26 protein-coding genes are annotated in these 25061 nt (G+C 67.0%); 24 read left to right on the forward strand and 2 right to left on the reverse strand.

Annotated features, from left to right (window positions below; translation table 11 throughout):
- The 11 genes from VKZ87_RS08815 to VKZ87_RS08865 all read left to right on the forward strand — a co-directional run.
- Positions 1 to 719: NADH-quinone oxidoreductase subunit M (locus tag VKZ87_RS08815; protein ID WP_324220879.1), on the forward strand; the 719-nt coding region annotated here is incomplete at its 5' end.
- An 11-nt stretch (positions 720 to 730) separates the two neighbouring features.
- Positions 731 to 2176, forward strand: coding sequence for an NADH-quinone oxidoreductase subunit NuoN (nuoN, locus tag VKZ87_RS08820; protein WP_324220880.1), 1446 nt, complete (start codon positions 731 to 733; stop codon positions 2174 to 2176).
- A gap of 24 nt (positions 2177 to 2200) precedes the next feature.
- Entirely contained in the window at positions 2201 to 2935 is a 735-nt protein-coding gene (locus VKZ87_RS08825; protein ID WP_324220881.1) for a biotin--[acetyl-CoA-carboxylase] ligase, read from the forward strand.
- 11 nt (positions 2936 to 2946) lie between these two features.
- Positions 2947 to 3711, forward strand: coding sequence for a type III pantothenate kinase (locus VKZ87_RS08830; RefSeq protein ID WP_324220882.1), 765 nt, complete (start codon positions 2947 to 2949; stop codon positions 3709 to 3711).
- Positions 3712 to 3717: 6 nt separating this feature from the next.
- Entirely contained in the window at positions 3718 to 5379 is a 1662-nt protein-coding gene (locus VKZ87_RS08835) for a ribonuclease J (RefSeq protein WP_324220883.1), read from the forward strand.
- A gap of 76 nt (positions 5380 to 5455) precedes the next feature.
- On the forward strand, positions 5456 to 5860 hold the full coding sequence (mce, locus tag VKZ87_RS08840) for a methylmalonyl-CoA epimerase (protein WP_324220884.1): 405 nt from the start codon (positions 5456 to 5458) through the stop codon (positions 5858 to 5860).
- Between the two features lie 13 nt (positions 5861 to 5873).
- The gene (locus tag VKZ87_RS08845) at positions 5874 to 6137 is read left to right on the forward strand and encodes a DUF1467 family protein (protein WP_324220885.1); all 264 of its coding nucleotides are present in this window, start codon (positions 5874 to 5876) and stop codon (positions 6135 to 6137) included.
- Positions 6138 to 6397: 260 nt separating this feature from the next.
- Positions 6398 to 6889, forward strand: coding sequence for a hypothetical protein (locus VKZ87_RS08850; RefSeq protein WP_324220886.1), 492 nt, complete (start codon positions 6398 to 6400; stop codon positions 6887 to 6889).
- 104 nt (positions 6890 to 6993) lie between these two features.
- Positions 6994 to 8322, forward strand: coding sequence for a proline--tRNA ligase (proS, locus tag VKZ87_RS08855; RefSeq protein ID WP_324220887.1), 1329 nt, complete (start codon positions 6994 to 6996; stop codon positions 8320 to 8322).
- Between the two features lie 12 nt (positions 8323 to 8334).
- Positions 8335 to 9585, forward strand: coding sequence for a lipoprotein-releasing ABC transporter permease subunit (locus VKZ87_RS08860; RefSeq protein WP_324220888.1), 1251 nt, complete (start codon positions 8335 to 8337; stop codon positions 9583 to 9585).
- Positions 9578 to 10279 carry an ABC transporter ATP-binding protein gene (locus VKZ87_RS08865; RefSeq protein WP_324220889.1) on the forward strand — a complete coding sequence of 234 codons (702 nt, stop codon included), beginning with the start codon at positions 9578 to 9580 and terminating at the stop codon, positions 10277 to 10279. Before VKZ87_RS08860 ends, VKZ87_RS08865 begins: the two co-directional genes overlap by 8 nt.
- Positions 10280 to 10331: 52 nt before the next feature.
- Here VKZ87_RS08865 and VKZ87_RS08870 read toward each other — a convergent pair whose 3' ends face one another.
- Entirely contained in the window at positions 10332 to 11342 is a 1011-nt protein-coding gene (locus tag VKZ87_RS08870; RefSeq protein WP_324220890.1) for a pyridoxamine 5'-phosphate oxidase family protein, read from the reverse strand.
- Positions 11343 to 11344: 2 nt separating this feature from the next.
- Positions 11345 to 11980, reverse strand: a complete 636-nt coding sequence (locus VKZ87_RS08875) for a glutathione S-transferase (RefSeq protein ID WP_324220891.1) — start codon at positions 11978 to 11980, stop codon at positions 11345 to 11347.
- A 107-nt stretch (positions 11981 to 12087) separates the two neighbouring features.
- Here VKZ87_RS08875 and VKZ87_RS08880 point away from each other — a divergent pair, with 107 nt between their 5' ends.
- The 13 genes from VKZ87_RS08880 to VKZ87_RS08940 all read left to right on the forward strand — a co-directional run bounded on the left by VKZ87_RS08880 (position 12088) and on the right by VKZ87_RS08940 (position 25041).
- Complete coding sequence (locus VKZ87_RS08880; RefSeq protein ID WP_324220892.1) at positions 12088 to 12984, forward strand: LysR family transcriptional regulator; 897 nt, start codon at positions 12088 to 12090, stop codon at positions 12982 to 12984.
- A gap of 423 nt (positions 12985 to 13407) precedes the next feature.
- Entirely contained in the window at positions 13408 to 14817 is a 1410-nt protein-coding gene (gene miaB / locus VKZ87_RS08885; RefSeq protein ID WP_324220893.1) for a tRNA (N6-isopentenyl adenosine(37)-C2)-methylthiotransferase MiaB, read from the forward strand.
- Positions 14818 to 14864: 47 nt separating this feature from the next.
- The gene (locus VKZ87_RS08890) at positions 14865 to 15959 is read left to right on the forward strand and encodes a PhoH family protein (RefSeq protein ID WP_324220894.1); all 1095 of its coding nucleotides are present in this window, start codon (positions 14865 to 14867) and stop codon (positions 15957 to 15959) included.
- A gap of 7 nt (positions 15960 to 15966) precedes the next feature.
- Positions 15967 to 16539 carry an rRNA maturation RNase YbeY gene (gene ybeY / locus VKZ87_RS08895; protein ID WP_324220895.1) on the forward strand — a complete coding sequence of 191 codons (573 nt, stop codon included), beginning with the start codon at positions 15967 to 15969 and terminating at the stop codon, positions 16537 to 16539.
- Positions 16536 to 17417: a hemolysin family protein gene (locus VKZ87_RS08900; protein ID WP_324220896.1), complete on the forward strand. Its 882-nt coding sequence runs from the start codon at positions 16536 to 16538 to the stop codon at positions 17415 to 17417. The genes ybeY and VKZ87_RS08900 overlap by 4 nt, the downstream gene beginning before the upstream one ends.
- A gap of 1 nt (position 17418) precedes the next feature.
- Entirely contained in the window at positions 17419 to 18987 is a 1569-nt protein-coding gene (lnt, locus tag VKZ87_RS08905; RefSeq protein ID WP_324220897.1) for an apolipoprotein N-acyltransferase, read from the forward strand.
- A gap of 129 nt (positions 18988 to 19116) precedes the next feature.
- The gene (locus tag VKZ87_RS08910) at positions 19117 to 19533 is read left to right on the forward strand and encodes a helix-turn-helix transcriptional regulator (RefSeq protein WP_324220898.1); all 417 of its coding nucleotides are present in this window, start codon (positions 19117 to 19119) and stop codon (positions 19531 to 19533) included.
- 163 nt (positions 19534 to 19696) lie between these two features.
- Positions 19697 to 20911 (forward strand): methionine adenosyltransferase, encoded by a 1215-nt coding sequence (gene metK / locus VKZ87_RS08915; protein ID WP_324220899.1) that lies wholly within the window; start codon positions 19697 to 19699, stop codon positions 20909 to 20911.
- Positions 20912 to 21631, forward strand: a complete 720-nt coding sequence (gene trmB / locus VKZ87_RS08920; RefSeq protein ID WP_324220900.1) for a tRNA (guanosine(46)-N7)-methyltransferase TrmB — start codon at positions 20912 to 20914, stop codon at positions 21629 to 21631.
- A gap of 17 nt (positions 21632 to 21648) precedes the next feature.
- The gene (locus VKZ87_RS08925) at positions 21649 to 22317 is read left to right on the forward strand and encodes a CbtA family protein (protein WP_324220901.1); all 669 of its coding nucleotides are present in this window, start codon (positions 21649 to 21651) and stop codon (positions 22315 to 22317) included.
- A gap of 216 nt (positions 22318 to 22533) precedes the next feature.
- Complete coding sequence (rimP, locus tag VKZ87_RS08930; protein WP_324220902.1) at positions 22534 to 23070, forward strand: ribosome maturation factor RimP; 537 nt, start codon at positions 22534 to 22536, stop codon at positions 23068 to 23070.
- Positions 23071 to 23102: 32 nt separating this feature from the next.
- On the forward strand, positions 23103 to 24641 hold the full coding sequence (gene nusA, locus VKZ87_RS08935; RefSeq protein WP_324220903.1) for a transcription termination factor NusA: 1539 nt from the start codon (positions 23103 to 23105) through the stop codon (positions 24639 to 24641).
- Between the two features lie 4 nt (positions 24642 to 24645).
- Entirely contained in the window at positions 24646 to 25041 is a 396-nt protein-coding gene (locus VKZ87_RS08940) for a DUF448 domain-containing protein (protein ID WP_324220904.1), read from the forward strand.
- The last annotated feature ends 20 nt before the right edge of the window (positions 25042 to 25061 follow it).

Raw genomic sequence — 25061 nt, forward strand, 5'->3', positions numbered from 1 at the left:
TGCCGATGTTCCCGCTGGCCAGCGACTACTTTGCTCCGCTGGTCTTCGCGCTCAGCGTCATCGCCATCATCTACACCTCGCTGGTGGCGCTGATGCAGGAGGACATGAAGAAGCTGATCGCCTATTCGTCGGTCGCCCATATGGGCTTCGTGACCATGGGCATCTTCGCGCTGAATACCCAGGGCGTCGAAGGCGCGATCTTCCAGATGCTCAGCCACGGCATCGTGTCGGGCGCGCTGTTCCTCTGCGTCGGCGTGGTCTATGACCGCCTGCATACCCGCGAGATCGCGCGTTACGGCGGCCTGGCCAACAACATGCCGCGCTACGCGCTGGTCTTCATGCTCTTCACCATGGCCAATGTCGGCCTGCCGGGCACCGGCGGCTTCGTCGGCGAACTGCTTACCCTGGTCGGCGCCTTCCAGGCCAATACCTGGGTTGCGCTGCTCGCCACGACTGGCGTGATCCTGTCGGCGGCCTATGCGCTCTGGCTGTACCGCAAGGTGATCTTCGGCGAACTGACCAAGGACGACCTCAAGAAGATGCTCGACCTCAGCCCGCGCGAGATCGCCATCTTCGCGCCGCTGGTGATCCTGACGCTGTGGATGGGTATCTATCCGGCGCCATTCCTCGATGTCATGGCCGTGTCGGTGCAGCATCTGCTTGACCAGCACGAGACCGCGCTTGCCGCCGCCAAGGCGGTGGCGACTGCCGCCCGCTAGGAGTTGAACCCGTGAACGCAACGCTCCCGGTCCTCGCGCCCGCCTATCCGGAAATCTGGCTCGCGCTCGCCTCCATGGCGATGCTGATGCTTGGCGTCTTCCGGGGCGATACCTCGACCCGCCTGGTTTCCTGGTTCTCGATCGCCGCGCTCGTCGTCGCCGCGGGGATCATCCTGACGCAGCCCGAGGCGGCGGAAACCACCTTCGGCGACATGTTCATCGCCGACGAGTTCGGCCGCTTCGCCAAGCTGCTCGTCCTGATCGGTTCCGGCTTCGCCATCGTGCTGTCGCTCGGCTACCTCCGTACCGAGCGGATGGAGCGTTTCGAGTTCCCCGTCCTCATCCTGCTGGCCACCACCGGCATGATGATGATGATCTCGGCCAACGACCTGATCGCGCTGTATCTCGGCCTCGAACTGCAGTCGCTGTCGCTCTACGTGATGGCGGCCATCAAGCGGGATTCCGGCCGCGCCACCGAGGCCGGCCTGAAGTATTTCGTGCTCGGCGCGCTGTCGTCGGGGATGCTGCTCTATGGCTCTTCACTGATCTACGGCTTTGCCGGCGCCACCAGCTTCCCGCTGATCGCCCAGGCATTCGAGGGTGGCGGGCAGGCCTCCATCGGCATCGTGGTCGGCATCGTATTCCTGATTGCCGGTCTGGCGTTCAAGACCTCGGCAGTGCCTTTCCATATGTGGACGCCGGACGTCTACGAGGGTTCCCCGACGCCGGTCACCGCCTTCTTCGCCGTCGCACCCAAGGTGGCGGCGCTGGCGCTGTTCGTCCGCGCCATGCTGACGCCGTTCGGTGACATTGCCGCCGACTGGCAGCAGATCGTCATCGCGATCAGCGCGCTCAGCATGATCCTCGGTGCCTTCGCCGCCATCGCCCAGACCAACATCAAGCGCCTGATGGCCTATTCCTCCATCGGCCATGTCGGCTATGCGCTGATCGGCCTGGCCGCCGGCACGGAAGAGGGGGTGCGCGGCATCCTGATCTATCTGGCGATCTATGTCGCCATGACCCTCGGCACCTTCGCCGTCATCCTCGCCATGCGCCAGAAGGACCGGATGGTCGAGGGCATTGATGATCTCGCCGGTCTGGCGCGGACCCATCCGGGCATGGCCTTCATGATGGCCGCCTTCATGTTCTCGCTCGCCGGCGTTCCGCCGCTGGCCGGCTTCTTCGGCAAGTTCTACATCTTCATGGCGGCCATCAACGCCGAGCTTTACACACTGGCCATCCTCGGCGTGCTGACCTCGGTCGTGGGGTCCTATTACTATCTGCGCATCGTCAAGCTGATGTATTTCGACGAGGCGGCTGAGCCCCTGGCCAGGCCGGTGCGCGGCGATCTCGGCGTGGTGATGACCGTCACCGGGCTGTTCACCATCCTGTTCTTCGTCTTTCCGGCGCCGATCCTGGCTGCGGCCGGCAATGCCGCCAGGGCACTGTTTCCCTGATCCGCTGATCGTCCGGAGCCCGGCATGAACTGGGATCTCCGGACGTTCGACGTCCTCGACAGCACCAACGAGGAGGCGTGGCGCCTGGCCGATGCCGGCGCGCCCGAGGGTGTCGCCGTGCTGGCAAAAAGCCAGACGGCCGGCCGGGGCCGGCGCGGACGCTCCTGGGAATCGCCTGAGGGCAACCTGTTCCTCTCGCTGCTGCTGCGGCCGGCGGTGCCGCCCGCCGAGGCGGCGAAGCTGTCTTTCCTCGCCGCCGTGGCGCTGGGCGAAACCATCGAACTGGCGGCGCCGGGACTGACCGGTCGCGTTCGCTGCAAATGGCCGAACGATGTGCTGGTGGACGGCGCCAAGGTTTCCGGCGTCCTGCTGGAATCGCGCACCCGGCCGGACGGAGCGCTCGACTGGGTGATCGCCGGGATCGGCGCCAATCTCGTGCACAAGCCGATCCACACGCTGTATCCGGCGACCGCGCTGGCCGATCACGGCGACATCCACAATCCGGTGGATTTCGCCGGATGGCTGCTGGCACGGTTCGGCTACTGGTACGCACGGTGGAAAACCGATGGCTTCGCGCCGGTCCGCGAGGCGTGGCTGAAGCGCGCTCACGGGCTGGGGCAGCAGATCGTCGTGCGGTTGCCGGAGGGCGAGCTGCACGGCCGGTTCGCGGCGCTGGACGACAGCGGCGCGCTTCTGCTGGAATTGCCCGACGGCCGTCGCCAGGCGATCACCGCCGGCGACGTCTTCCCCGTGGGCTGAGAGGAGAAGCCATGCTGCTTGCCATCAACGCCAATAACACCAATGTCAAATTCGGCGTGATCGACGGCGACCGGATCGTCGGCGAGTGGCGCCAGCATACCTCCGCGATGCGCACCGCCGACGAGCATGCCGTCTGGCTGCTGCAGCTGATGGAGATCGAGGGCATCGATCCGAAGGTCATCGACAGCGCGATCATCGCCAGCGTGGTGCCGCAGGCGACCTTCAACCTGCGCCGGCTCTGCACCCGCTATTTCAGTACCGAGCCGCTGGTACTGGGAGAGCCGAATGTGACATACGGCGTCCAGATCAAGGGCGCCGGCGCCGGGGCCGACCGCATCTGCAACACGGTTGGCGCAAGCATCCTCTTTCCGGAAACGCCGCTGATCGTGGTGGATTTCGGCACCGCGACCACCTTCGATGTGGTGGACGAGGAGGGCAGTTACTGCGGCGGCGTGATCGCGCCGGGCATCAATCTTTCCATCGAGGCTCTGGTCAATGCCACGGCCCTGCTGCCGCGCATCGTCGTCGAGAAACCGAAAAAGGTGATCGGCACCGATACGGTGGCCTGCATGCATTCCGGCGTGTTCTGGGGCTATGTCGGGCTGATTGACGGCATCGTCGCCCGCATCCGCGCCGAGTTCGGCCGGCCGATGAAGGTGATCTCCACCGGCGGTCTCGCGCCGGTCTTCGACGGCGCGACCGATGTGATCGAGCAGATCGTCCCTGACCTCACGGTGCGGGGGCTGATCGAAATCTACCGTCGCAGCACTAGATAATCCCGTATGTCGGAACGCCTCGAGAAAGACGCTCTGTACTTCCTGCCTCTGGGCGGGGTGAACGAGATCGGCATGAATCTCAATCTCTACGGCTACGGGGATTGCTGGATCATGATCGACCTCGGCACCAGCTTTGCCGACGAGGGCATGCCCGGCGTCGATCTGGTGGCCCCGGACGTGACCTGGATCGCCGGCCGGCGTGAGAAGCTGCTCGGCATCGTGCTGACCCATGCCCATGAGGACCATCTCGGCGCCGTCAGCCATGTGTGGAACGAGCTGCAGGTTCCCGTCTGGGCGACCGGCTTCGCCGCCAGCGTGCTGCGCCGCAAGCTGGCGGAAAAGAACATGCAGGACGAGGTGCCGGTGCACGTCTACAGGCCCGGCGACACGATCGAGCTGGGCCCGTTCACCATCCGCTCGATGAGCATCACCCATTCGACGCCGGAAAGTCAGGCGCTGGCGATCGAGACGCCGCGCGGCGTGATCCTCCATACCGGCGACTGGAAGCTGGATCCGCGCCCCATGCTCGGACCCGAGACCGAGATCGAGACGCTGCGGTCCTACGGCGACCGCGGCGTGCTGGCGCTGGTCTGCGACAGCACCAACGTCTTCAGCCCCGGCAGTTCCGGGTCGGAAGGCGAGGTGCGAGACAGCCTGATGCAGGTACTGCAGGGCCGGCCCGGCCGCATCGCGGTGACGACGTTTTCCTCCAATCTCGCCCGCCTCGAGACGCTGACCGCGGTGGCGCAGCATCTCGACCGCCATGTCTGCCTGATCGGCCGCTCGCTGCACCGCTTCATCGCAGCCGCACAGGAGAACGGCTACCTGCAGAGCATCCCCAATCTGGTGGATGAGCGTGAGGCGGGCTATCTGCCGCCGAACAAGATTCTCTACATCTGTACCGGCTGCCAGGGCGAGCCGCGCGGCGCCATGTCCCGCATCGCTTTCGGCAGCCATCCCAGCGTGGTTCTGGAGCCCGGCGATTTGACGGTCTTCTCGTCCAAGATCATCCCTGGCAACGAACGCGCACTGTTCCGCGTCCACAACGAGCTGGTCAGCCGCGGCATCGACGTGATCACCGAGAAGGATGCCTTCGTCCATGTCTCGGGCCATCCCTCGCGCGACGAGCTCGCCGAGATGTACCGCCTCGCGCGGCCGCAGATAGCGATCCCGGTGCATGGCGAGCCGCGGCATCTGGTGGAGCATGCCCGCTTTGCCCAGAGCCTGCAGGTGCCGCACGGCATCGTGCCGCGCAACGGCGACCTGATCCGCCTCAGTCCCGGCCTGCCGGAGGTGATCGAGCAGGTGCCGGCCGGACGTCTGGCCATCGACGGCGAGGAACTGGTGGCGGTGCAGGGCGGGGCGCTGGCGCAGCGTCGCAAACTCGCCTTCAACGGCGCCGCCTCGATCAGCATCGTGGTGGATCGCGAGGGCGAGTTGCTGGCCGATCCCAAGGTCGGCCTGCACGGCGTCGTCAATGTCGAACCCGAGGACGTCGCCGACGAGATCTCGGCTGCCATCGCCGAGGCCTTCGAGGGCCTGCGGCCCGGCCCGCAGCGGGAAGATAGCAATCTCGAGCAGACGGCGATCCGCACCCTGCGGGCCCGCCTGCGCGGCCTGACCGGGCGGAAGCCGCCGGTGCAGGTGCATATCACCCGGCTGCCCTAGGGCATGGCTTGATCGCAGCCTGTCGCACCATCATATTGCATTGCGACAGAACGAGATATCAGCAGGACCTCACACCATGATCGGCCGCCTCAACCACGTTGCCATTGCCGTTCCCGACCTCGCTGCCGCGGCTGCGACCTATCGCGGCACGCTCGGTGCGAAAGTATCGGAGCCGGTGCCGCAGCCGGATCACGGCGTCACCGTGGTTTTCGTCGAACTGCCGAACACCAAGATCGAGCTGCTGCATCCGCTGGGCGACAACTCGCCGATCGCCAAGTTCCTTGCCAGCAATCCCGCCGGCGGCATGCATCATGTCTGCTACGAGGTGGAGGACATCATCGCGGCCCGCGACCGGCTGAAGGCCGAAGGCGCCCGCGTGCTGGGCGACGGCGAGCCGAAGACCGGCGCCCATGGCAAGCCGGTCCTCTTCCTGCACCCGAAGGATTTCTGCGGCACCCTGGTGGAGCTCGAGCAGGTCTGAGCGGCGGCTTCCGATGAACTGGTTCAACAACAGCATCGCCTTCGTCATCATCTACATGGTGGTGCTGTTCTGCGTGCTGCCGATCGGCGTGAAGACCGCCGAGGAGGCCGGCGAGGCGAAACTGCCGGGGCAGGCGGATTCGGCACCGGTGAATCCGCGCCTCGGCTTCAAGTTCCTGCTCGCTTTCGCGATCAGCGTCGTGCTGTTCGGGATCTATTACGTGGTCGGCTATTACGACCTGCTGGGGCTGCGGGACCTTTTCACCGGCGGGGCATGAGGTGCCGACGCTCAGGCGCTTGCAGCTACAACCATTCCGCGATTCATCGGCTGGGCAGGGAAGGCCCAGAAAAAGAAAAGGAGCAAGGACGTGCCTCGCTCCGTACCCCGTCTCGCACGGGTAAGTTTAAGCCTCCCCAGACTTGGGCCGCCTGTTACCAAGCGGTTGCACAAATCTATATCGAATGATGAAACCTGTGTCACCCAGAAAATGACATGAATCTAACAGAATGTTAATGGCGACCCGCTATGGTTGCAGAAATGCATTCGAATCCGGTTCATTTTCTGGTCGCCATGGGCCTGTTCTGGGCCGGAATGGCCGTTGCGCAGGTACCGAATCCGCCGGCCGGTGACCTGCCCCTGGTGATTTCCCTCGATGCCGCCGATTGCCGCCGCCTCGTCGCACGCAATCAGACCGCCACGGTTCACCGGCCCGATCCCGACGTGACGTACAGGGCAGGGCGGGATGTCGATTCCGCCGGACGCCCGATTGCTCCGGCCGACCTGACGGACAGCAGTGCCATGCCGCTGAGCGGACTGCTGGAACTGCCCATTGATCTGCGCCTCAGCGATCTGCTCGGCGACCGCGCCCCGCCGCGGACCGGCTATTCCGAACTCACCGTGGCGCGGGTTGCCATCGATCCGGCCAGTGGCCGGGTGACCATGAACGGCCAGCCCCTGGAACCGCGCGGCGAGGATGCCGTCACCATGGCCTGCCGCGAGTATCTCGCCGGCCTGCGCCCGCCGCGCTGACGCCTTTGCCGGCCACAGGCTAAGCCATTGCAGGGCATGGCCTGCGGCCTTAAAAACGCCCCATTGCCCCGCCACACCGCTCTGCCTTCCGGGAAAACAAAGAAATGCGGCTCAGCAGCTACTTCCTGCCCGTCCTCAAGGAAAATCCCTCCGAAGCCCAGATCGTCAGCCACCGGCTGATGCTGCGCGCCGGATTGATCCGGCAGACCGCGGCCGGCATCTACACCTGGCTGCCGCTCGGCTTCCGGGTGCTGAAGAAGATCGAGCAGATCGTGCGCGAGGAGCAGGATGCTGCCGGCGCCCAGGAACTGCTGATGCCGACGATCCAGCCGGCCGAGCTGTGGCAGAAAAGCGGCCGCTACGACGATTACGGCAAGGAGATGCTGCGCATCACCGACCGTCACGAGCGGCCGATGCTGTACGGTCCGACCAACGAGGAAATGCTGACCGACATCGTCGCGAAGGAGTGGAAGAGCTACCGCGACCTGCCGAAGATCCTCTACCACATCCAGTGGAAGTTCCGTGACGAGGTGCGTCCGCGTTTCGGCGTGATGCGTGGCCGCGAATTCCTGATGAAGGACGCCTATTCCTTCGACCTCGACAAGGACGGCGCGCGGCGCTCCTACAATCGCATGTTCGTCGCCTATCTGCGCACCTATGCCCGCATGGGCCTGAAGGCGATCCCGATGCAGGCCGAAACCGGCCCGATCGGCGGCGACCTCAGCCACGAATTCATCATCCTGGCCGAAACCGGCGAGAGTGGCGTCTTCTGCGACAAGGCGCTGGTCGAGCGCGACGTGCTGAGCGAGGCCGTGGATTACGACAGCGACCTGCAGCCGATCGTCGACAGCTGGACGGCGCCCTATGCCGCCACCGACGAGAAGCATGATGCGGCCCGCTTCGAGGCCCTGCCGAAGGAGCGCCAGGTGGCGGCCCGCGGCATCGAGGTCGGCCATATCTTCTATTTCGGCACCAAGTATTCCAAGCCCATGGGGGCGGTGGTGCAGGGGCCGAACGGCGAGAGCATCACGCTGGAGATGGGATCTTACGGCATCGGCGTCTCGCGCCTGGTCGGCGCCATCATCGAGGCGAGCCATGACAATGCCGGAATCATCTGGCCGATGAGCGTGGCGCCTTTCCATGTCGGCCTGATCAACCTCAAGGTCGGCGATGCCGAGTGCGACAGGGCGTGCGACGAGCTGTACGGTAAGCTGCGGCGCGCCGGATTCGACGTGCTCTATGACGATCGCGACGAACGCGCCGGCGCCAAGTTCGCCACCATGGACCTGATCGGCCTGCCGTACCAGGTCACCATCGGTCCCCGCGGCGTCAAGGCGGGGCTGGTCGAGGTGAAGAACCGCGCCACCGGCGAGAAGCAGGAGATCACGGCCGACGCGGTTCTCAATCTGCTCAACACCGCCCGCGCCGCGTAACCAGGATTCCGGATGCCCTTCTTTTCCCGTCTCGAATGGCTGCTGGCCCTGCGTTACCTGAGAGCGCGGCGGCAGGAGGGCTTCATCTCCGTGATCGCGGTGTTCAGCTTCCTCGGCATCATGCTGGGGGTGGCGACGCTGATCATCGTGATGAGCGTGATGAACGGCTTCCGGGCCGAGCTGATGGGCCGCATTCTCGGCCTGAACGGCCATCTCACCATCCATGCCGAAGCCGGCACGTCGCTGCGGGACTTTGAATTTGTCACCGAGGCTGTTGCCGGCATGCCCGGCGTCGTGCGGGCCAATCCGATCATCGAAGGCCAGGTGATGGCGACGGCCAACAATACCGCCGCCGGCGTGGTGGTGCGCGGCGTGCGGCAGGAGGACCTGAGCGCCGAGGGCGCCGTCGCCCGCGGCATCGTGCAGGGCAGCCTGCAGGATTTCACCGAGGACGGCGTCGCCATCGGCCACCGGCTGGCGCGCAAGCTGGGCCTGCGGCTGGGCGACCAGCTCACGCTGATCTCGCCCCAGAGCACGGCAACGCCCTTCGGCACCGTGCCGCGGCTGGCGCGCTACCAGATCGCCGCGATCTTCGATGTCGGCATGTTCGAATATGACTCCAGCTTCGTCTACATGCCGATGGAGACTGCGCAGGTCTATTTCCGGATGCCCGACCAGGCGAGTTCGGTCGAGGTGCGCCTGGCCGAACCCGAACAGGCGCGGCAGGCGGCGCGGCAGATCGGCCAGCGGCTCGGCCCGCAATACCGGCTCTACGACTGGCAGCAGGCCAACGCGCATTTCGTCAATGCGCTGGAGGTCGAGCGTAACGTCATGTTCCTGATCCTGACCCTGATCATCGTGGTCGCCGCCTTCAACATCATTTCCAGCATGATCATGCTGGTGAAGGACAAGGGCAGGGACATCGCCATCCTGCGCACCATGGGCACCTCCCGCGGCACCATCATGCGGGTCTTCGTCATCGCCGGCGCCAGCATCGGCGTGCTGGGCACCGCCGCCGGCTTCGCACTCGGGCTGGCCTTCTCGCTCAACATCGAGCGGATCCGTCAGGTCCTGCAGAGCATCACCGGCACCGAACTGTTCTCGGCCGAGATCTATTTCCTCTCCAAGCTGCCGGCCAAGGTGGATTCCACCGAAGTCATGTATGTCGTGGTGATGGGACTGGCGCTGTCGCTGCTGGCGACGCTGTACCCGTCCTGGCGCGCGGCCCGCCTCGATCCGGTGGAGGCCCTCCGCTATGAGTGAGCGCCCCCGCATCGTCCTCGAACTGAAAGGCATCCGCCGCACCTTCAGGCAGGGCGGCGTGACGCTGGAGGTTCTGCGCGGCATCGACCTCGCCGTGCAGCGCGGCGAGACGGTGGCCCTGCTCGGACCTTCCGGCTCGGGCAAGTCGACGCTGCTGCATATCGCCGGCCTGCTGGAGAAGCCGAGCGAAGGCCAGGTCATCATCGCCGGGCAGGACTGCACCAGGATGGGCGAGCATCAGCGCACGCTCACGCGGCGGCACAGGATCGGTTTCGTCTACCAGTTTCACCATCTCCTGCCGGAATTCTCCGCGCTGGAGAATGCCGCCATGCCCCTGCGCATCCGCGGCGAGAAGGAGAAGCCGGCCAAGCATCTCGCCAGCGACATCCTCAAGGATCTCGGCCTGATGGACCGCCTCGACCACCGTCCGGCGCGGCTGTCGGGCGGCGAGCAGCAGCGCGTGGCGATCGCCCGCGCGCTGGTCGGCAAGCCCGATCTGCTGCTGGCCGACGAGCCGACCGGCAATCTGGATGAGAAAACCGCCGAGACGGTGTTCGGCGAACTGGTCGCCATGGTGCGCAATTTCGGCATCGGCGCGCTGATCGCCACGCACAACATCGACATGGCCAAACGCATGGACCGCATCGTCGCGCTCCACGAGGGCCGGCTCTATACGGCGGCCTCGACGGAGTAAAATGACAGTATCATGGCGGGGACAAACCCGGCCATGACAACTGAGTCTTTGGTCAGAGCGTCTGTCTCTCCCACACGCCCGTCCGCGCCAGCTGCGGCGCATAGCTGGAGAAATCCCAGCGGAAGGGGATTGCGCCGCGGATCAGGCGGCCTTCCTCCACCTCGATCCGCAGCAGCCGCAGCGCGCCCGGGAAGCACTCGATCTCGGGGTCTTCCAGAACGATCGAGGCCGCGCCGGTGACCTGCAGCAGGTCGCCGGTTTCGAAATCCGCGAAGATCAGCCCGGCCTTCGGGTTCTGCGCGATGTTGCCCAGCGTGTTGAAGAAATTGTTGCCGGCGAAATCCGGCGCGGTGAGCACGCTGCAGCCATCTTCCTCCGTCACCCGCACGAAGCCCGGCCGGCCGCCGCGATGGGAAACGTCGACGCCTTCGTGGCGCTCGTCATTGCCGGCGGAGGCCGAAGCGGTGGCGATGAAAAAGGTATCGGCATTTCGCACCATCGCGGCCGCTTCCGCCGACAGCAGCGCGCTTTCGGTTTCCACCGGATGCGGTTCAGAGAAGCTTTGCGGCGAGGCGCGGAAGAAGGGCTGCCGTGCCTGGATGTATTGCGGGCAGTTGCCGAAACTCTGGTCGACCTGGATGGTGAAGCCGTCGTCGTCGCGCGCGGCGATGCGGCCGTTCATGCGGTTGCGCCGGCGGGTATGCAGTTCGATGCCGATGACGGCAATCGGCGCGCCCGGGCGCAGATGGTCGGCCAGCGGATCGCCCGGCGCCGGTTTCGCTGCCACGATCATGTGCCGTTCGTCCGGGGTCTGCACGAAACCCGGCCTGCCGACCAGCATCGAGGCCCAGGGCCTGCCCTGCGCGTCGAGGCTGCCGACAAAGAGATAGGGCAGCTTTTCGAACAGCTCGCGATGCTGGTCCGGCATGAAGTCGCGGATGACGCGCTGGCCGATCTCGGCCATACGCGCCCGGGAGCCGGCCAGCAGCTGCATCGCCTGCTCGCCGGGATGGAAGGCGTCGGCCTGCGCCTGCGCCATGGCTTTGGACAGCAGCGCCGACATGGTCAGGCTGCCTCCGGCAGGGGCGAGCGCGGCATGGCGACGAAGCCGGGCTGGGCCTCGATGCGTGTAAGCCAGGTGCGGATCGCCGGATAGGGCTCCAGCGACAGGGCGCCCTCGGGCGCGTGGGCCGTGTAGCTGTACAGCGCCACATCGGCGATGGTCGGATGGCCGGCGGCGAGGAAGTTCTGCTCCGACAGCCGCGCCTCCATCACGCCGAACAGCTTGGCGGCAATCGCGTTGCAGAAGGTTGTGTCCGCCTTGCGCCGGAAGAGATGGATCACCCGCGCCATGGCCGGGCCGAATGCCAGCTGCCCGGCTGCGACAGAGAGCCATTGCTGCACGCTGGCGGCGGCCACCGGCTCGTCGGGATACCAGCGCCGCGACGCATCATAGCGCGAGGCGAGATAGACCAGGATCGCGTTGCTGTCGGCCAGCGTGACGTCGCCATCCTCGATCACCGGCACCTCGCCGAAGGGATTGCGCCGCAGGAAGTCCGGGCTCTTGTGCTCGCCCTTCGCCAGATCCACCTCGACCAGTTCCACGGGCAGGTTGAGCAGCGACAGCATCAGCTGGACGCGATGGGCATGGCCCGAGAGGGCATGGCGGTAAAGCCGGATCGGCTGGGGCGGATGGTTCATGGGACACTCCGGCAATAAGGGACAGGTCCACGCCAGAATGGTGCCGAGAGCCGCCTGATTTAATCCCTCCAATTGACAAGGGATTATTCCGCTTGCAGGAATAATCCATGGACAAGGTCGGCAGCATGCGGGTGTTCATCGCGGTGGCCGAAGCCCGGGGCTTCGCGCCCGCGGCACGGCAGCTCGGCATGTCGCCGCCTGCCGTCACCCGGGCGATCGCCGCCCTGGAGGAGCGGATCGGTACCCGCCTGCTGCACCGGACCACCCGGATCGTCCGGCTGACCGAGGCGGGGGCGCGGTTTCTGGCCGATGCCAGGCGCATCCTGGCCGAGATCGACGAGGCGGAAGCGGCGGCAGCCGGCGACCATGCCCGGCCGCGCGGGCTGCTCACCGTGACGGCGCCGGTGATGTTCGGCCGCATGCATGTCGCGCCCGTCGTTTCGGAATTCCTCTCCCTGTATCCCGAGGTCAGTGTCCGGCTGCTGCTGCTCGACCGCGTGACCGATCTGCTGGAGGAGGGGATCGATCTGGCGGTCCGCATCGCCCATCTGCCGGACTCGTCGCTGAATGCCGTGAAGGTCGGCAGCGTGCGCCGGGTGACCTGCGCCGCGCCGGCCTATCTCGAGCGCCGGGGCGAGCCGCAGCATCCCTCCGACCTGCCGCAGCATGACACGATCGGCTTCTGGGCCCAGGGCGCCGAGGCCGAGTGGGTCTTCGGCCCGGATGCCAAACCGTTCCGTATCCGCCCGCCGGCCCGGATGGTGGTCAACGCGGCCGACGTAGCCATCGCCGCGGCGCTGGCCGGCCACGGCATCACCCGGGTGCTGTCCTACCAGATCGCCGAGCCGCTGAGGCAGGGGCGGCTCCGGCTGGTGCTGCAGGCCTATGAGCGGCCGCCGATCCCGATCCATCTGGTCCATGCCGAGGGACGGCGGGTTTCGGCCCGCCTGCGGGCTTTCCTCGACTTCGCCACTGACCGGCTGCGCCGCCTCGAACTGGCTTGACAGATCGGGAGGTGTACACTATATGTTCCAGCTGGAAAGCTGGCTCTGCTTCTGGTGAACCCGCCATAGGCTCCAGCGGGCTCCAGCGGGCTCCAGCGGGCTCCAGTGGACCGCAGTGAACCGCCAATGGGCGCCAGCGGGCCGCAGCGGATTCTGGCGGACCCCATTGGGCCGGAAATGCGATGCAGCGGAGCGTCGCGCCGCCGGCGGAACGCCCTTCCGCGCGGTTTTTTGCCCTGACCCGCCTGCCGATGTCTGGCAAGCCATTGATATCCTTGTGAAGAATCGATTGCGGCAGGGGCCGCTGCCACTTCGCCGCCTTGATTCCGCCGTCGCAGATGTTACCTTGGAGCGATCGTTATCCGTTTCCAAAGGAGCGTCTGGGGCGCCGCCGGGTTCAGGCTGCCCCGTTGTCACACGGACTTGGCCAAGAAGCTGTTCATCAAGACCTACGGCTGCCAGATGAACGTCTACGATTCCGCCCGCATGGCGGACGTGCTGGCTCCGCTGGGATACGCCAGGACCGAGACGCCCGATGACGCCGACATGGTCGTCATCAATACCTGCCATATCCGCGAAAAGGCCGCCGAGAAGGTGTTCTCCGAGCTCGGCCACTGGCGCCAGCGCAAGACCGCGGCGCGGGCGGCCGGCGGCGACGTGACCATCGCGGTGGCCGGCTGCGTGGCGCAGGCGGAAGGCGAGGAGATCATCGCCCGCGCGCCCTTCGTCGATCTGGTGGTCGGGCCGCAGGCCTATCACCGCCTGCCCGAGCTGCTGGCGCAGGCCGAACGCGCCCGGGCGAAGCGCAACGGCCGCAGCCAGGCCGGCGCCGGCGTGATGGACACCGACTTCCCGGTGGAATCGAAATTCGACCACCTGCCGGAGCAGAGCGCGGAAGCGCCGGGCGCCGTCGGCTTCTTGGCGGTGCAGGAAGGCTGCGACAAATTCTGCACCTTCTGCGTCGTGCCCTATACCCGCGGCGCCGAATATTCGCGCCCGGCCGAGGCGATCTTCGCCGAGGCCCGGCGCCTGATCGAGGGCGGCGTGCAGGAGATCGCGCTGCTCGGCCAGAACGTGAATGCCTGGCATGGCGAGGGGCCGGACGGCAGGACCTGGTCGCTCGGCCGCCTGCTGCGCGAGCTGCACGACCGCTTCCAGCCGCAGCATCCGCGCCTGCGCTGGCGCTACACGACCTCGCATCCGCGCGAGATGGACGACGACCTGATCGTCGCCCATGGCGAGCTGCCGGGCCTGATGCCGTTCCTGCATCTGCCGGTGCAGTCCGGCTCGGATGCCGTGCTGCGCGCGATGAATCGCGGCCACGGTGCGGCGGAATATCTCGACATCATCGCCAGGCTGCGCGCGGCGCGGCCCGACATCGCCTTCAGCTCGGATTTCATCACCGGCTTTCCCGGCGAGACCGAGAAGGATTTCGAGGCCACGCTGGAGCTGGTGCGCAAGGTCGGCTTCGCCTCGGCCTATTCCTTCAAGTACAGCGCGCGTCCCGGCACGCCGGGCAGCCTGCTGCCCAACCGGGTGCCGGATGCCGTGAGCGCCGAGCGGCTGCAGCGCCTGCAGGCCCTGCTGCTCGAGCAGGCGACCGCGTTCAACCAGGCCTGCATCGGCCGTGAACTTGATGTGATATTCGACCGCCCCGGAAAATTCGCCGGCCAGATGATCGGCCGTTCGCCTTACATGCAGCCGGTGGTGGTCTCCGACGCGCGGCTCGGCATGGGCGACCGGGCAAGCGTGACGATCACGGCCGCGACGGCGACGTCGCTGAGCGGCACGGTTGCCGCAGCGGGCTGCGGCGACAGCCTCGAGGCGGCGTGACGCGGGCGCGGCACAGAGAACTGCTCGTAAGCGAAAGGCTGAAGCCTGTGAGCGATGCACGCGGTCCGGCGCCATCCGGTCAACCCATCGTCCTCGAATTCGACGACAACCGCCTGCTGGCGCTGCTGTTCGGCGAGCATGACCGGCATCTGGCGCGGATCGAGCAGCAGCTCGGCGTCTCGGTCACCCCGCGCGGCAACCGGCTGATGATCAGCGGCCCCGAGGAGGGCCGCCGCGACGCGCAGACCGTGCTCAGCGAGTTGTACGGACGGCTGGAAAAGGGCGGCGTCGTCGAGATGGGCGACGTGGACGGCGCCATCCGCATGGCGCAGGCAGGCCAGAGGGCGGGGGAAACGGGAGGTTCGATGAGCGCACCGGTGACGGCCAAACCGCGCGAGCGGACGGAACGCGGCGGAGCAGCGGGTGATCGGCCGGCGCCGGAAGGCGCCGTGCGGACCATCAAGCGGCTGATCATCCCGCGTTCGCCGACGCAGAAGCTGTATGTCCAGGCGCTGCAGAAGCACGAACTGGTCTTCGGCCTCGGCCCCGCCGGCACCGGCAAGACCTATCTCGCCGTCGCCATGGCGGTCTCCATGCTGCTGGAAGGCCGCGTCGACCGCATCATCCTGTCGCGTCCCGCCGTGGAAGCCGGCGAGCGGCTGGGCTTCCTGCCCGGCGACATGCGCGAGAAGATCGATCCCTATCTGCGGCCGCTCTACGACGCGCTCTACGACATGCTGCCGCCCGAGCGCGTGGTGAAGGGCCTCGAGAGCGGCGAGATCGAGGTGGCGCCGCTCGCCTTCATGCGCGGTCGCACGCTGTCGAACGCCTATGTCATTCTCGACGAGGCGCAGAACACCTCGCCGGTGCAGATGAAGATGCTGCTCACCCGCCTGGGCGAGAATTCCCGGCTGGCGGTGACCGGCGACCTGTCGCAGATCGACCTGCCGATCGGCGTGCCCTCGGGCCTGCGCGATGCGCTCGACATCCTCGACGGCATCGAGGGCATCTCCTTCGTGCGCTTCGGCGAGGCCGACGTGGTGCGCCATTCGCTGGTCACCAAGATCGTGCGCGCCTATGCCCAGCGCGACAACGAACTGGGCCTGAGCCGTCCCGACGGTTCCGGCCGGCCGCGGCGCTGAGACCGCCATGCCTGAAGGATCGAGTCGCCGGTTTCCGGTTGCCGTCGATATCCGCATCGCGAGCGACGGCTGGCGCAAGGCGATGCCCAATGTTTCCGCCACCCTGCGCCGCGCCGTGCGCGCGGCCCTGAAGGACGAGATCGCGCCGCGCGAGACGGGCGTGAGCATCCTGCTCACCGACGATGCCGAGATGCGCAAGCTCAATGCCGGCTGGCGCGACAAGGACAAGCCCACCAACGTGCTGTCCTTTCCGGCCGAGACGGCCGTCGATCCGCGCAACCCGCCGGACTATCTCGGCGACATCGCGCTGGGCCTTGCCACCTGCCGCCGCGAGGCGGCGGAGCAGGGCAAGAGCCTGGCCGATCACGTCGTGCATCTCACCGTGCACGGCGTGCTGCACCTGATCGGTTACGACCACATGAGTGAAGAGGAAGCCAACGCCATGGAACCGCGCGAGGTCGAGATCCTCGCAACGCTGGGTATCGCCAATCCCTATGTTGCGGTGACGCGCCGCGCCGCGCCGAAACCGGTGAAGAAGCCGAAGAAGGCGGCGGCCGCCCGGCCGAAGAGGGCGGCATGAGCGAGGCACGCGAAGCCCATGGCGGCACGCTCTGGAAGCGGCTGGTGAACCTGCTGCGCGGCCGCGACGGCGAGGAATCCCTGCGCGAAAGCATCGAGGAGCTGCTGGAGGAACATGCCGGCGAGGCGGTTACCCCGGAGGAGACCGCCGAACGCGCGCTGCTGCGCAACGTGCTCGAGGTCGGCGACCTGCGCGTCGGCGAGATCCGGGTGCCGCGCACCGACATCATCGCCGTGCCGCATGACATCGCCTTCGACAAGCTGGTGCAGACGCTGATCGAGGCCGAGCATTCGCGCCTGCCGATCTACCGCGAGTCACTGGATGACATCATGGGCATGGTGCACGTGAAGGACGTGCTGCCCTATCTGGCCGGCCGCGAGGGATTCTCGCTGGAGAAGGTGATGCGCCGCCTGCTGGTGGTGCCGCCGTCCAAGCCGGTGCTCGAACTGCTGCGCGAGATGCGCGACACCCGCATCCACATGGCGCTGATCGTCGACGAATACGGCGGCCTCGACGGCCTGGTCACCATCGAGGACCTGGTCGAGCAGATCGTCGGCGAGATCGACGATGAGCATGACGAGGCGGAGGGCACGCTGCTGGTGAAGCGCGCCGACGGCCTGTTCGAGGCCCATGGCCGCTGCCCGATCGAGGATCTGGAGGAACAGGTCGGCCGCCGCCTGCTCGATCCCGAAGAGGATGACGATATCGATACCGTGGGCGGCCTGATCGTGGCCCATATCGGCCGCGTGCCGCTGCGCGGCGAACTGATCGAGCATCCGGCCGGACTGGCCTTCGAGATTCTCGACGCCGATCCGCGGCGGATCAAACGGGTGCGCATCCGCCTGCGTCCTCCGCAGCCCAGCGCCGACGCCGCCTGACATGGCGCTGCTGGCGCGGGTGATCGCCGGTCTGCAGGCGCTGGCCGGCTGGCGGCGCTATCTGCTCGCTGCCCTGCTCGGCGCGCTGCTGGCCGCCTCCCATGCGCCGCTCTACCTGTGGCCCGTCGCGCTGCTCTGCCTCATCGCGCTGCAGCTCATGCTGGCGGAAAGCGGCCATGGCTGGCGCTGCTTCCTCACCGCCTATGCGTTTGCCTATGCGTATTTCGTCGCGGGCCTCTACTGGATCGGCATCGCCTTCTTCGTCGATGCCGATCGCTTTGCCTTGCTGCTGCCGCTGCCGGTGCTCGGCCTGCCGCTTCTGATGGCGCTCTATCCGGCGGCGGGCATCTGGCTGGCCTGCCGGCTGGCGGGCGACAGCCGCGTCTGGCGCTTCCTGCTGTTTGCCGCGGGCTGGACGCTTGGCGAATTGCTGCGCGGCTTCGTCATGACGGGCTTCCCTTGGAATCTGGTCGCCTATGTCTGGGCCGACTGGCCGGCCGCGATGCAGTCCGCGGCCTGGATCGGCAGCCACGGACTGGGCGTCGCGACCCTGCTGGCCTGCAGCGGCGCGGCCATCGCGCTGCATCCGGGCGGCACGCGGCGCGTCCGACAGGCGGCGCTGCTCCTGCCGCTCGGTCTTGTCGCCATCGTTGCGGCCGGCGCACTGCGGCTGCCCGCGGGGCCGGTGCAGACCGAACCCGGCATCCGCCTGCGCCTCGTGCAGCCGAGCATTCCGCAGACCCTGCGCTGGGTGGACGAGCTGCGGCAGAAGAATCTCGAACAGCATATCCAGCTCAGCCTGCGTCCGGGCGAAACCGCGCCGACCCATATCATCTGGCCGGAAACCGCCATTCCCTATCTGCTCGACGAAGCCGAGGCGCTGCGGCAGGCGCTGGCGCGGCTGGCGCCGCCCGGCGGCGCGCTGATTTCCGGCGGCATCCGCCGCAGCCTGGACGCCGCGGGGAAGCTGACGCTGTACAACAGCCTGTTCGCGCTGGACGGCACCGGCGCGATCGCGGCGCGCTACGACAAGATGCATCTGGTGCCGTTCGGCGAATATCTGCCGTTCCGCGGCCTGCTGGCGCCGCTCGGGCTCGACAAGCTGGCGGTCGGCGCGGTGGATTTCTCCTCCGGCAGCACGGCATCGGCGCTGCCGCTGCCGGGCCTCCCCGATGCCCGGGTGCTGATCTGCTACGAGGCCATCTTTCCCGACGAAATGGTGCCCGGTGACGGCTCCAGGCCCGGATTACTGCTGAATATCACCAACGATTCCTGGTTCGGGCAGTCCACCGGGCCGTTCCATCACTTCGCCGCCTCGCGCATGCGCGCCGTCGAGCAGGGCCTGCCGCTGGTGCGCGCGGCCAACAACGGCATCAGCGCGATCGTCGATCCCTATGGCCGCGTGCTCGCGCGGCTCGGGCTCAACGCGATCGGCGTGGTGGACGGCCCGCTGCCCGCGGCGCTGCCGCCGACGCTTTATGCGCGCTGGGACGACAAGCCGGTGTGGCTGTTTGTCGCGGCATGGCTGCTGTTCGGCTGGCGCATGGCGCGACGTGCGCGAAGCCATTGACCGCACCATAGGCGAGCATCTAGAACCTTGGCTCCTACATAAAAGACAGGCGTTGGGGAGGCGGGCCGCAGTGTGAAGCCCGCCCGCCGGATTTTATTGTGTAGCGTTGTTCAGTGTGAGGTGAGTCCAGTGTCCCGAAACCCGGTTGATGTTCATGTCGGTAACCGCCTGAAGCTGCGCCGGACCATGATCGGCATGAGTCAGGACAAGCTGGGCCAGACCATCGGGCTGACCTTCCAGCAGATCCAGAAATACGAGAAGGGCACCAACCGGATTGGCGCCAGCCGCCTTTACCAGTTCGCCACTGTGCTTGACGTGCCGCCCGGCTGGTTCTTCGAAGGCCTGGAGGGACAGCCGGTGGAGGCCCGCAACGGCACCCTGCTCGAGGCGGCGCCGCAGGAAACCCCGCCGCTCGCCACCTTCAGCCGCGAGGATATCGAGCTGCTGCGCGCCTTCCAGTCGGTCACCAATCCGACGCTGCGCCGCCGCGTCATGGAACTCGTCCGTGCCATGGCCGCCGGCGCCCAGGAAGACCAGGCGGCGTAAAGCCGGCCACCGCCCTGACATGGCGGGATATCTTGACCCGAACCGCAAGCTCTGCGAAATAACCGGGCTTTCCACGATCCCAATTCCGGCGAGCGCCAAGCGCCGGTGCGGGAAGATCTGAAGCTCGGGGGCCGGTTGGCGCGGCCACAAAGGAGATAAGAGCGTGGCGCGTTCGTCCTATCTGTTCACCAGTGAGTCGGTTTCCGAAGGTCATCCGGACAAGGTCTGCGACCAGATCTCCGACGCTGTGCTGGACCTCTTCCTGAAGGAAGACCCCTATGCCCGTGTGGCCTGCGAGACGCTGACCACCACCAACCGCGTGGTGATCGCCGGCGAAGTCCGCGGCCCGCGCAGCCTGGTGTCGAAATCCGGCGCGGTGAACAAGAAGAAGATCGAAGAGGTGGCCCGCGCCACCATCAAGAAGATCGGCTACGAGCAGAAGGGCTTCCACTGGAAGACCGCCAAGGTCGACGTGCTGCTGCACGGCCAGTCGGCCGACATCGCGGTCGGCGTCGATGCCGCCGGCAACAAGGACGAGGGCGCCGGCGACCAGGGCATCATGTTCGGCTTCGCCTGCAACGAGACCCCGGAGCTGATGCCGGCGCCGATCCAGCTGTCGCACAACATCCTCAAGCTGCTGGCCGAGGCGCGCCACAGCGGCAAGGAGCCGCTGCTGGGCCCCGACGCCAAGAGCCAGGTCACGCTGCTCTACAAGAACGGCAAGCCGACCGGCGCCACCGCCATCGTCGTCTCGACCCAGCATGCCGCCAAGGACAAGAAGGGCCGCGAGCTCGAATCCGGCGACATCAAGCGCATCGTTCGCCCCTATGTGCTGAAGGCCCTGCCGAAGGGCTGGATGTGCGATGACGAGCATTTCTACGTCAACCCGACCGGCCGATTCGTCATCGGCGGCCCCGACGGCGATGCCGGCCTGACCGGCCGCAAGATCATCGTCGACACCTATGGCGGCGCGGCACCCCATGGCGGCGGCGCCTTCTCGGGCAAGGACCCGACCAAGGTCGACCGCTCGGCCGCCTATGCGGCGCGCTATCTGGCGAAGAACGTGGTCGCCGCCGGCCTGGCCGACCGCTGCCTGATCCAGCTTTCCTACGCCATCGGCGTGGCGCATCCGCTGTCGGTCTATGTCAGCACCTTCGGCACCGGCAAGGCGGACGAGAAGAGGATTGCCAAGGTGCTGCAGGAGCTGATGAGCCTGTCGCCCCGCGGCATCCGCGAGCATCTCAAGCTCAATCGCCCGATCTACGAACGCACCGCGGCCTACGGCCATTTCGGCCGCAAGCCGGACAAGGACGGCGGCTTCTCCTGGGAAAAGACCGATCTGGTCAGGGACCTGAAGTCGGCGTTCAACGTCCGCTAAGTGTCGGACCATGACTCCGCGGCCGCGAAGCGGCGCCTGATCTACGGGCGCCGCCGCGGCCGCAAGCTTTCCCCCACCCGCGAAAACCGCTTCGCAGCCTGGCTGCCGCGCCTGCGTTTTGCCGCGCCCGAGCCGGGCACGGTCCTTGATCCGGCCAGTCTGTTCCCGGCGCCGAAACAGGCCTACTGGGTCGAGATCGGCTTCGGCGATGGCGGGCACATGTTCGAGCTGTCCGAGCGCCATCCCGAGATCGGCTTCATCGGCGTCGAACCCTACGAGCATGGCGTCGCCAAGCTGGTGATGCAGATCGCCGATCGCCATGAGCGGGGCGATACGCGCGACAACATCCGCATCCTGACCGATGACGCGCGGCTGCTGCTCAAGGCGCTGCCGGACAATTCGGTGGCGCGCGGCTTCGTGCTGTTTCCCGATCCCTGGCCGAAAAAGCGCCACCAGTGGCGTCGCATCGTCAATGCCGACACCCTGGCCGACTGGGCGCGGATCATTCCCTCCGGCGGCGAGCTGCGGCTGGCCACCGACGTGCCGGACTACCAGCGCTGGATGCTGTACCACATCCTCGCCGAGCCGCGTTTCGCGTGGACGGCCGAGCGCAGCCGCGACTGGCTGCAGCGTCCGGACGACTGGCCCGCCAGCAAGTACGAGCAGAAGGCCATCGCCGCGGGCCGGGTCCCGCATTACTATCGTCTCAGGCGCGTCTGAGAGTCGGGAGGAGGGGCATGCCGCTCCGTCTGATCGCCGCCGCGTCCATGGCGGCGGTCCTGGCCACCCTGTCGGTGATGATCGTGCGGGCCGTCGTCGATCCGCCGATCATGCCCGATATCGCCGCCCGCGAGACCTTCCTGCTGCAGCATGTCGGCATTGGCCTGGCCGGCGGGCTGGCGCTGCAGCTGGCCTACCGGCTGCACGGCCTGCCGAGCTACCCCCGCAGCCTGCTCTGGGGCGCCGGCGGTTTCGCCGCCGCCGTGCTGGCGCCGCTCTGGTGCCAGCCGGCGCAGCCGCCCGGGGTGATCCCGACCGAAGACGGCGGCGCACTGCTGTTCTGGATCTTCACCGTGGCGGTGACGGGGGCCGGCCTCTGGCTGCTGCTGGCGGTCGCCGACCGCTGGCGGCTGATCGGCCTGGCCCTGCTGGCCGCCCCGCCCCTGCTGGCGCCGGCCTCGGCCTGGCGGGAGCATACCGGCCTGGGAACCGACAGCCTGACCGGTGACATCGGCGGGGCGCTGCCGCTCGATGCACCGCCGGACGCGCCGCCCATCCTGCCGCCCTACCCGATGGAATATCCCGCCGGGGAGGATGCCGTCCTGCTGCTGGGGCTGAATCTGCTGTTCTGGCTGCTGCTGGGGGCGTTTTCCGTGCTTGCCGCCCGGCGGATCATGGACCGCTGAGGGCGCCCCAGGGGGGAGCCGGAGAGGCCGCCCGGACCGGTGAAAGGCCTTGCATTCATTGAATTTGCCGCTATAACAGCGTCCAACATTGCTGGCCGGGTCCTAGGTCGGATCGGGAGTTTGAAGATGGGCCGGTGAGGCCCATTTTTCGTTTCTGCCATTTGCTTCTGGCTGGCTTGCAAAAGATCAGCAACATCAAGGGTTTGTCGCCAACGCATGGATGCGGTGAGTAAGATTGCGGACATGATTGCGCCAACGCTGGACGCGATGGGCTTCCAGCTCGTGCGCGTCAGGCTGATGGGTTCGCAGCGTCCCGTCCTGCAGATCATGTTCGAGCGCGACACCGGCGGTGCGCCCCATGACGGCGGCATCACCGTGGAGGATTGCGCCGAGGTCAGCCGCGCCATCAGCGCCGTGCTCGATGTCGAGGATCCGATCAGCGGCGCCTACCGTCTCGAAGTGTCCTCGCCCGGTCTCGACCGCCCGCTGGTGAAGCCGGCCGACTTCGAGCGGTTCAAGGGTTTCGAGGCCAAGGTGGAGCTGGGCCGTCCACTGGACGGGCGCAAGCGCTTCCGCGGCCGTCTGCGCGGCCTGTCGGGCGCGGAGATCGTGCTGCAGGACGAGGAATCCGGCGGCGAGCAGCGGCTGCCGGTGGCCGAGATCGCCAATGCCAAGCTGGTGGTCACCGACGATCTGATTGCCGCCAGCATGGCCGGGCGTTCGCCGGCCGGCGCGCATGGCGCGGCCGAATGAGGTTCAGGTAAAGAGTTCGAGGAACAGGAACAATGGAAACGGTAACCAGTTTCAACCGGCTCGAGCTGCTGCAGGCTGCCGATGCCGCCGCGCGCGAAAAGGCCATCGAGCGCGACGTCGTGCTGATGGCGATGGAAGACGCGATCCAGAAGGCGGCGCGCTCGCGTTACGGCCTGGAAAACGACATCCATGCCGAGATCGACCGCAAGACCGGCGAGATCCGCCTGGAGCGCCATCTGCAGGTCGTCGAGAAGGTGGAGAACGACGCGACCGATATCGGCCTCGCGGAAGCGCAGCGCCGCAATCCCGACGCCCAGATCGGCGACGTGATCGCCGAGCCGCTGCCGCCGATCGACTTCGGCCGCATCGCCGCCCAGACCGCCAAGCAGGTGATCGTGCAGAAGGTGCGCGAGGCCGAGCGCGAGCGGCAGTACAACGAATACAAGGACCGCATCGGCGAGATCATCAACGGCCAGGTCAAGCGCGTGGAATACGGCAACGTGACGGTCGATCTCGGCCGCGCCGAGGCGATCATCCGCCGCGACGAGCTGCTGCCGCGCGAGACCTTCCGCCAGGGCGACCGCGTGCGCGCCTATATCTACGACGTGCGCCGCGAGCCGCGCGGGCCACAGATTTTCCTGTCGCGCTCGCATCCGCAGTTCATGGCCAAGCTGTTCGCCCAGGAAGTGCCGGAAGTCTATGACGGCATCATCGAGATCCGCGCCGTCGCCCGCGATCCGGGCAGCCGCGCCAAGATTGCCGTGCTGTCCAACGACAATTCCATCGATCCGGTCGGCGCCTGCGTCGGCATGCGCGGCAGCCGCGTCCAGGCGGTGGTGAACGAGCTGCAGGGCGAGAAGATCGACATCATCAAGTGGTCGCCCGATCCGGCCACCTTCATCGTCAACGCGCTGGCCCCGGCGGAAGTCGCCAAGGTGGTGCTCGACGAGGAAGCCAATTCGGTCGAGGTCGTCGTGCCGACCGACCAGCTGTCGCTCGCCATCGGCCGCCGCGGCCAGAACGTGCGCCTGGCCTCGCAGCTGACCGGCTACGACATCGACATCCTGACCGAGGAAGAAGAATCCGAGCGCCGCCAGAAGGAATTCCGCGAGCGCAGCCAGCTCTTCATCGATGCGCTGGATGTGGACGAGACGCTGGCCCAGCTGCTGGTCACCGAAGGCTTCACCAAGGTCGAGGAACTCGCCTATCTGCCGGTCGAGGAACTGGCGGAAATCGAGGGCTTCGACGGCGACATCGCCAACGAGCTGCATGAGCGCGCGGTGGAGTATGTCGACCGCGTCAATGCCGAAATGGAAGAGAAGCGCAAGGCGCTCGGGGTCACCGACGAGGTGGCCGCGATGGACGGCCTCACGCCGGCGATGCTGGTGGCGCTGGGCGAGAAGGGCGTGAAGACGCTCGATGACCTCGCCGACCTGGCCGGCGACGAATTGCAGGAAATCGTCGGCGAGGGGCTTTCGAATGAGGATGCGAACGCCATCATCATGGCGGCGCGTCAGCATTGGTTCGGCGACGAGCAGGACGGCGGCCAGGAAGGCGGCGCCGAGGCCTGACCGGATGCCGGGCAGGCCGCAGCGCCGGTGCATTCTGACCGGCGTGCGGGCCGACCCGGACGCGTTGCTGCGCTTCGCCGTGGATGCGGCTGGCGTGGTGGTGCCGGACCCGGCGCGTGTATTGCCGGGACGCGGGCTCTGGCTCGCACCGGCGCCGGGGGCGGTGGAGTTGGCGAGGTCCAAGGGCGCGTTTGCCCGCGGTGCCAAGCGCAAGGTGCGCGTGCCGGAGGATCTGGCGGCGCGTAGTGTGGAAGCCTGGTCGGCGCATGTGGCCGAGCAGGTTGCCAGGGCCCGGCGTGCCGGATTGTGGCAGGACGGGCCCATGTCGCAGCAGACGCCGCTGACGCGTCGGGTTGCGGCGGATATGGCGCTGCTGGCGCGGCTGACTTCGCAGGGGTGAAGCGGTTGCGGCAGTGGCGG

This window comes from Ferrovibrio sp. (assembly GCF_035304305.1).
Classification (GTDB): Bacteria; Pseudomonadota; Alphaproteobacteria; order Ferrovibrionales; family Ferrovibrionaceae; genus Ferrovibrio.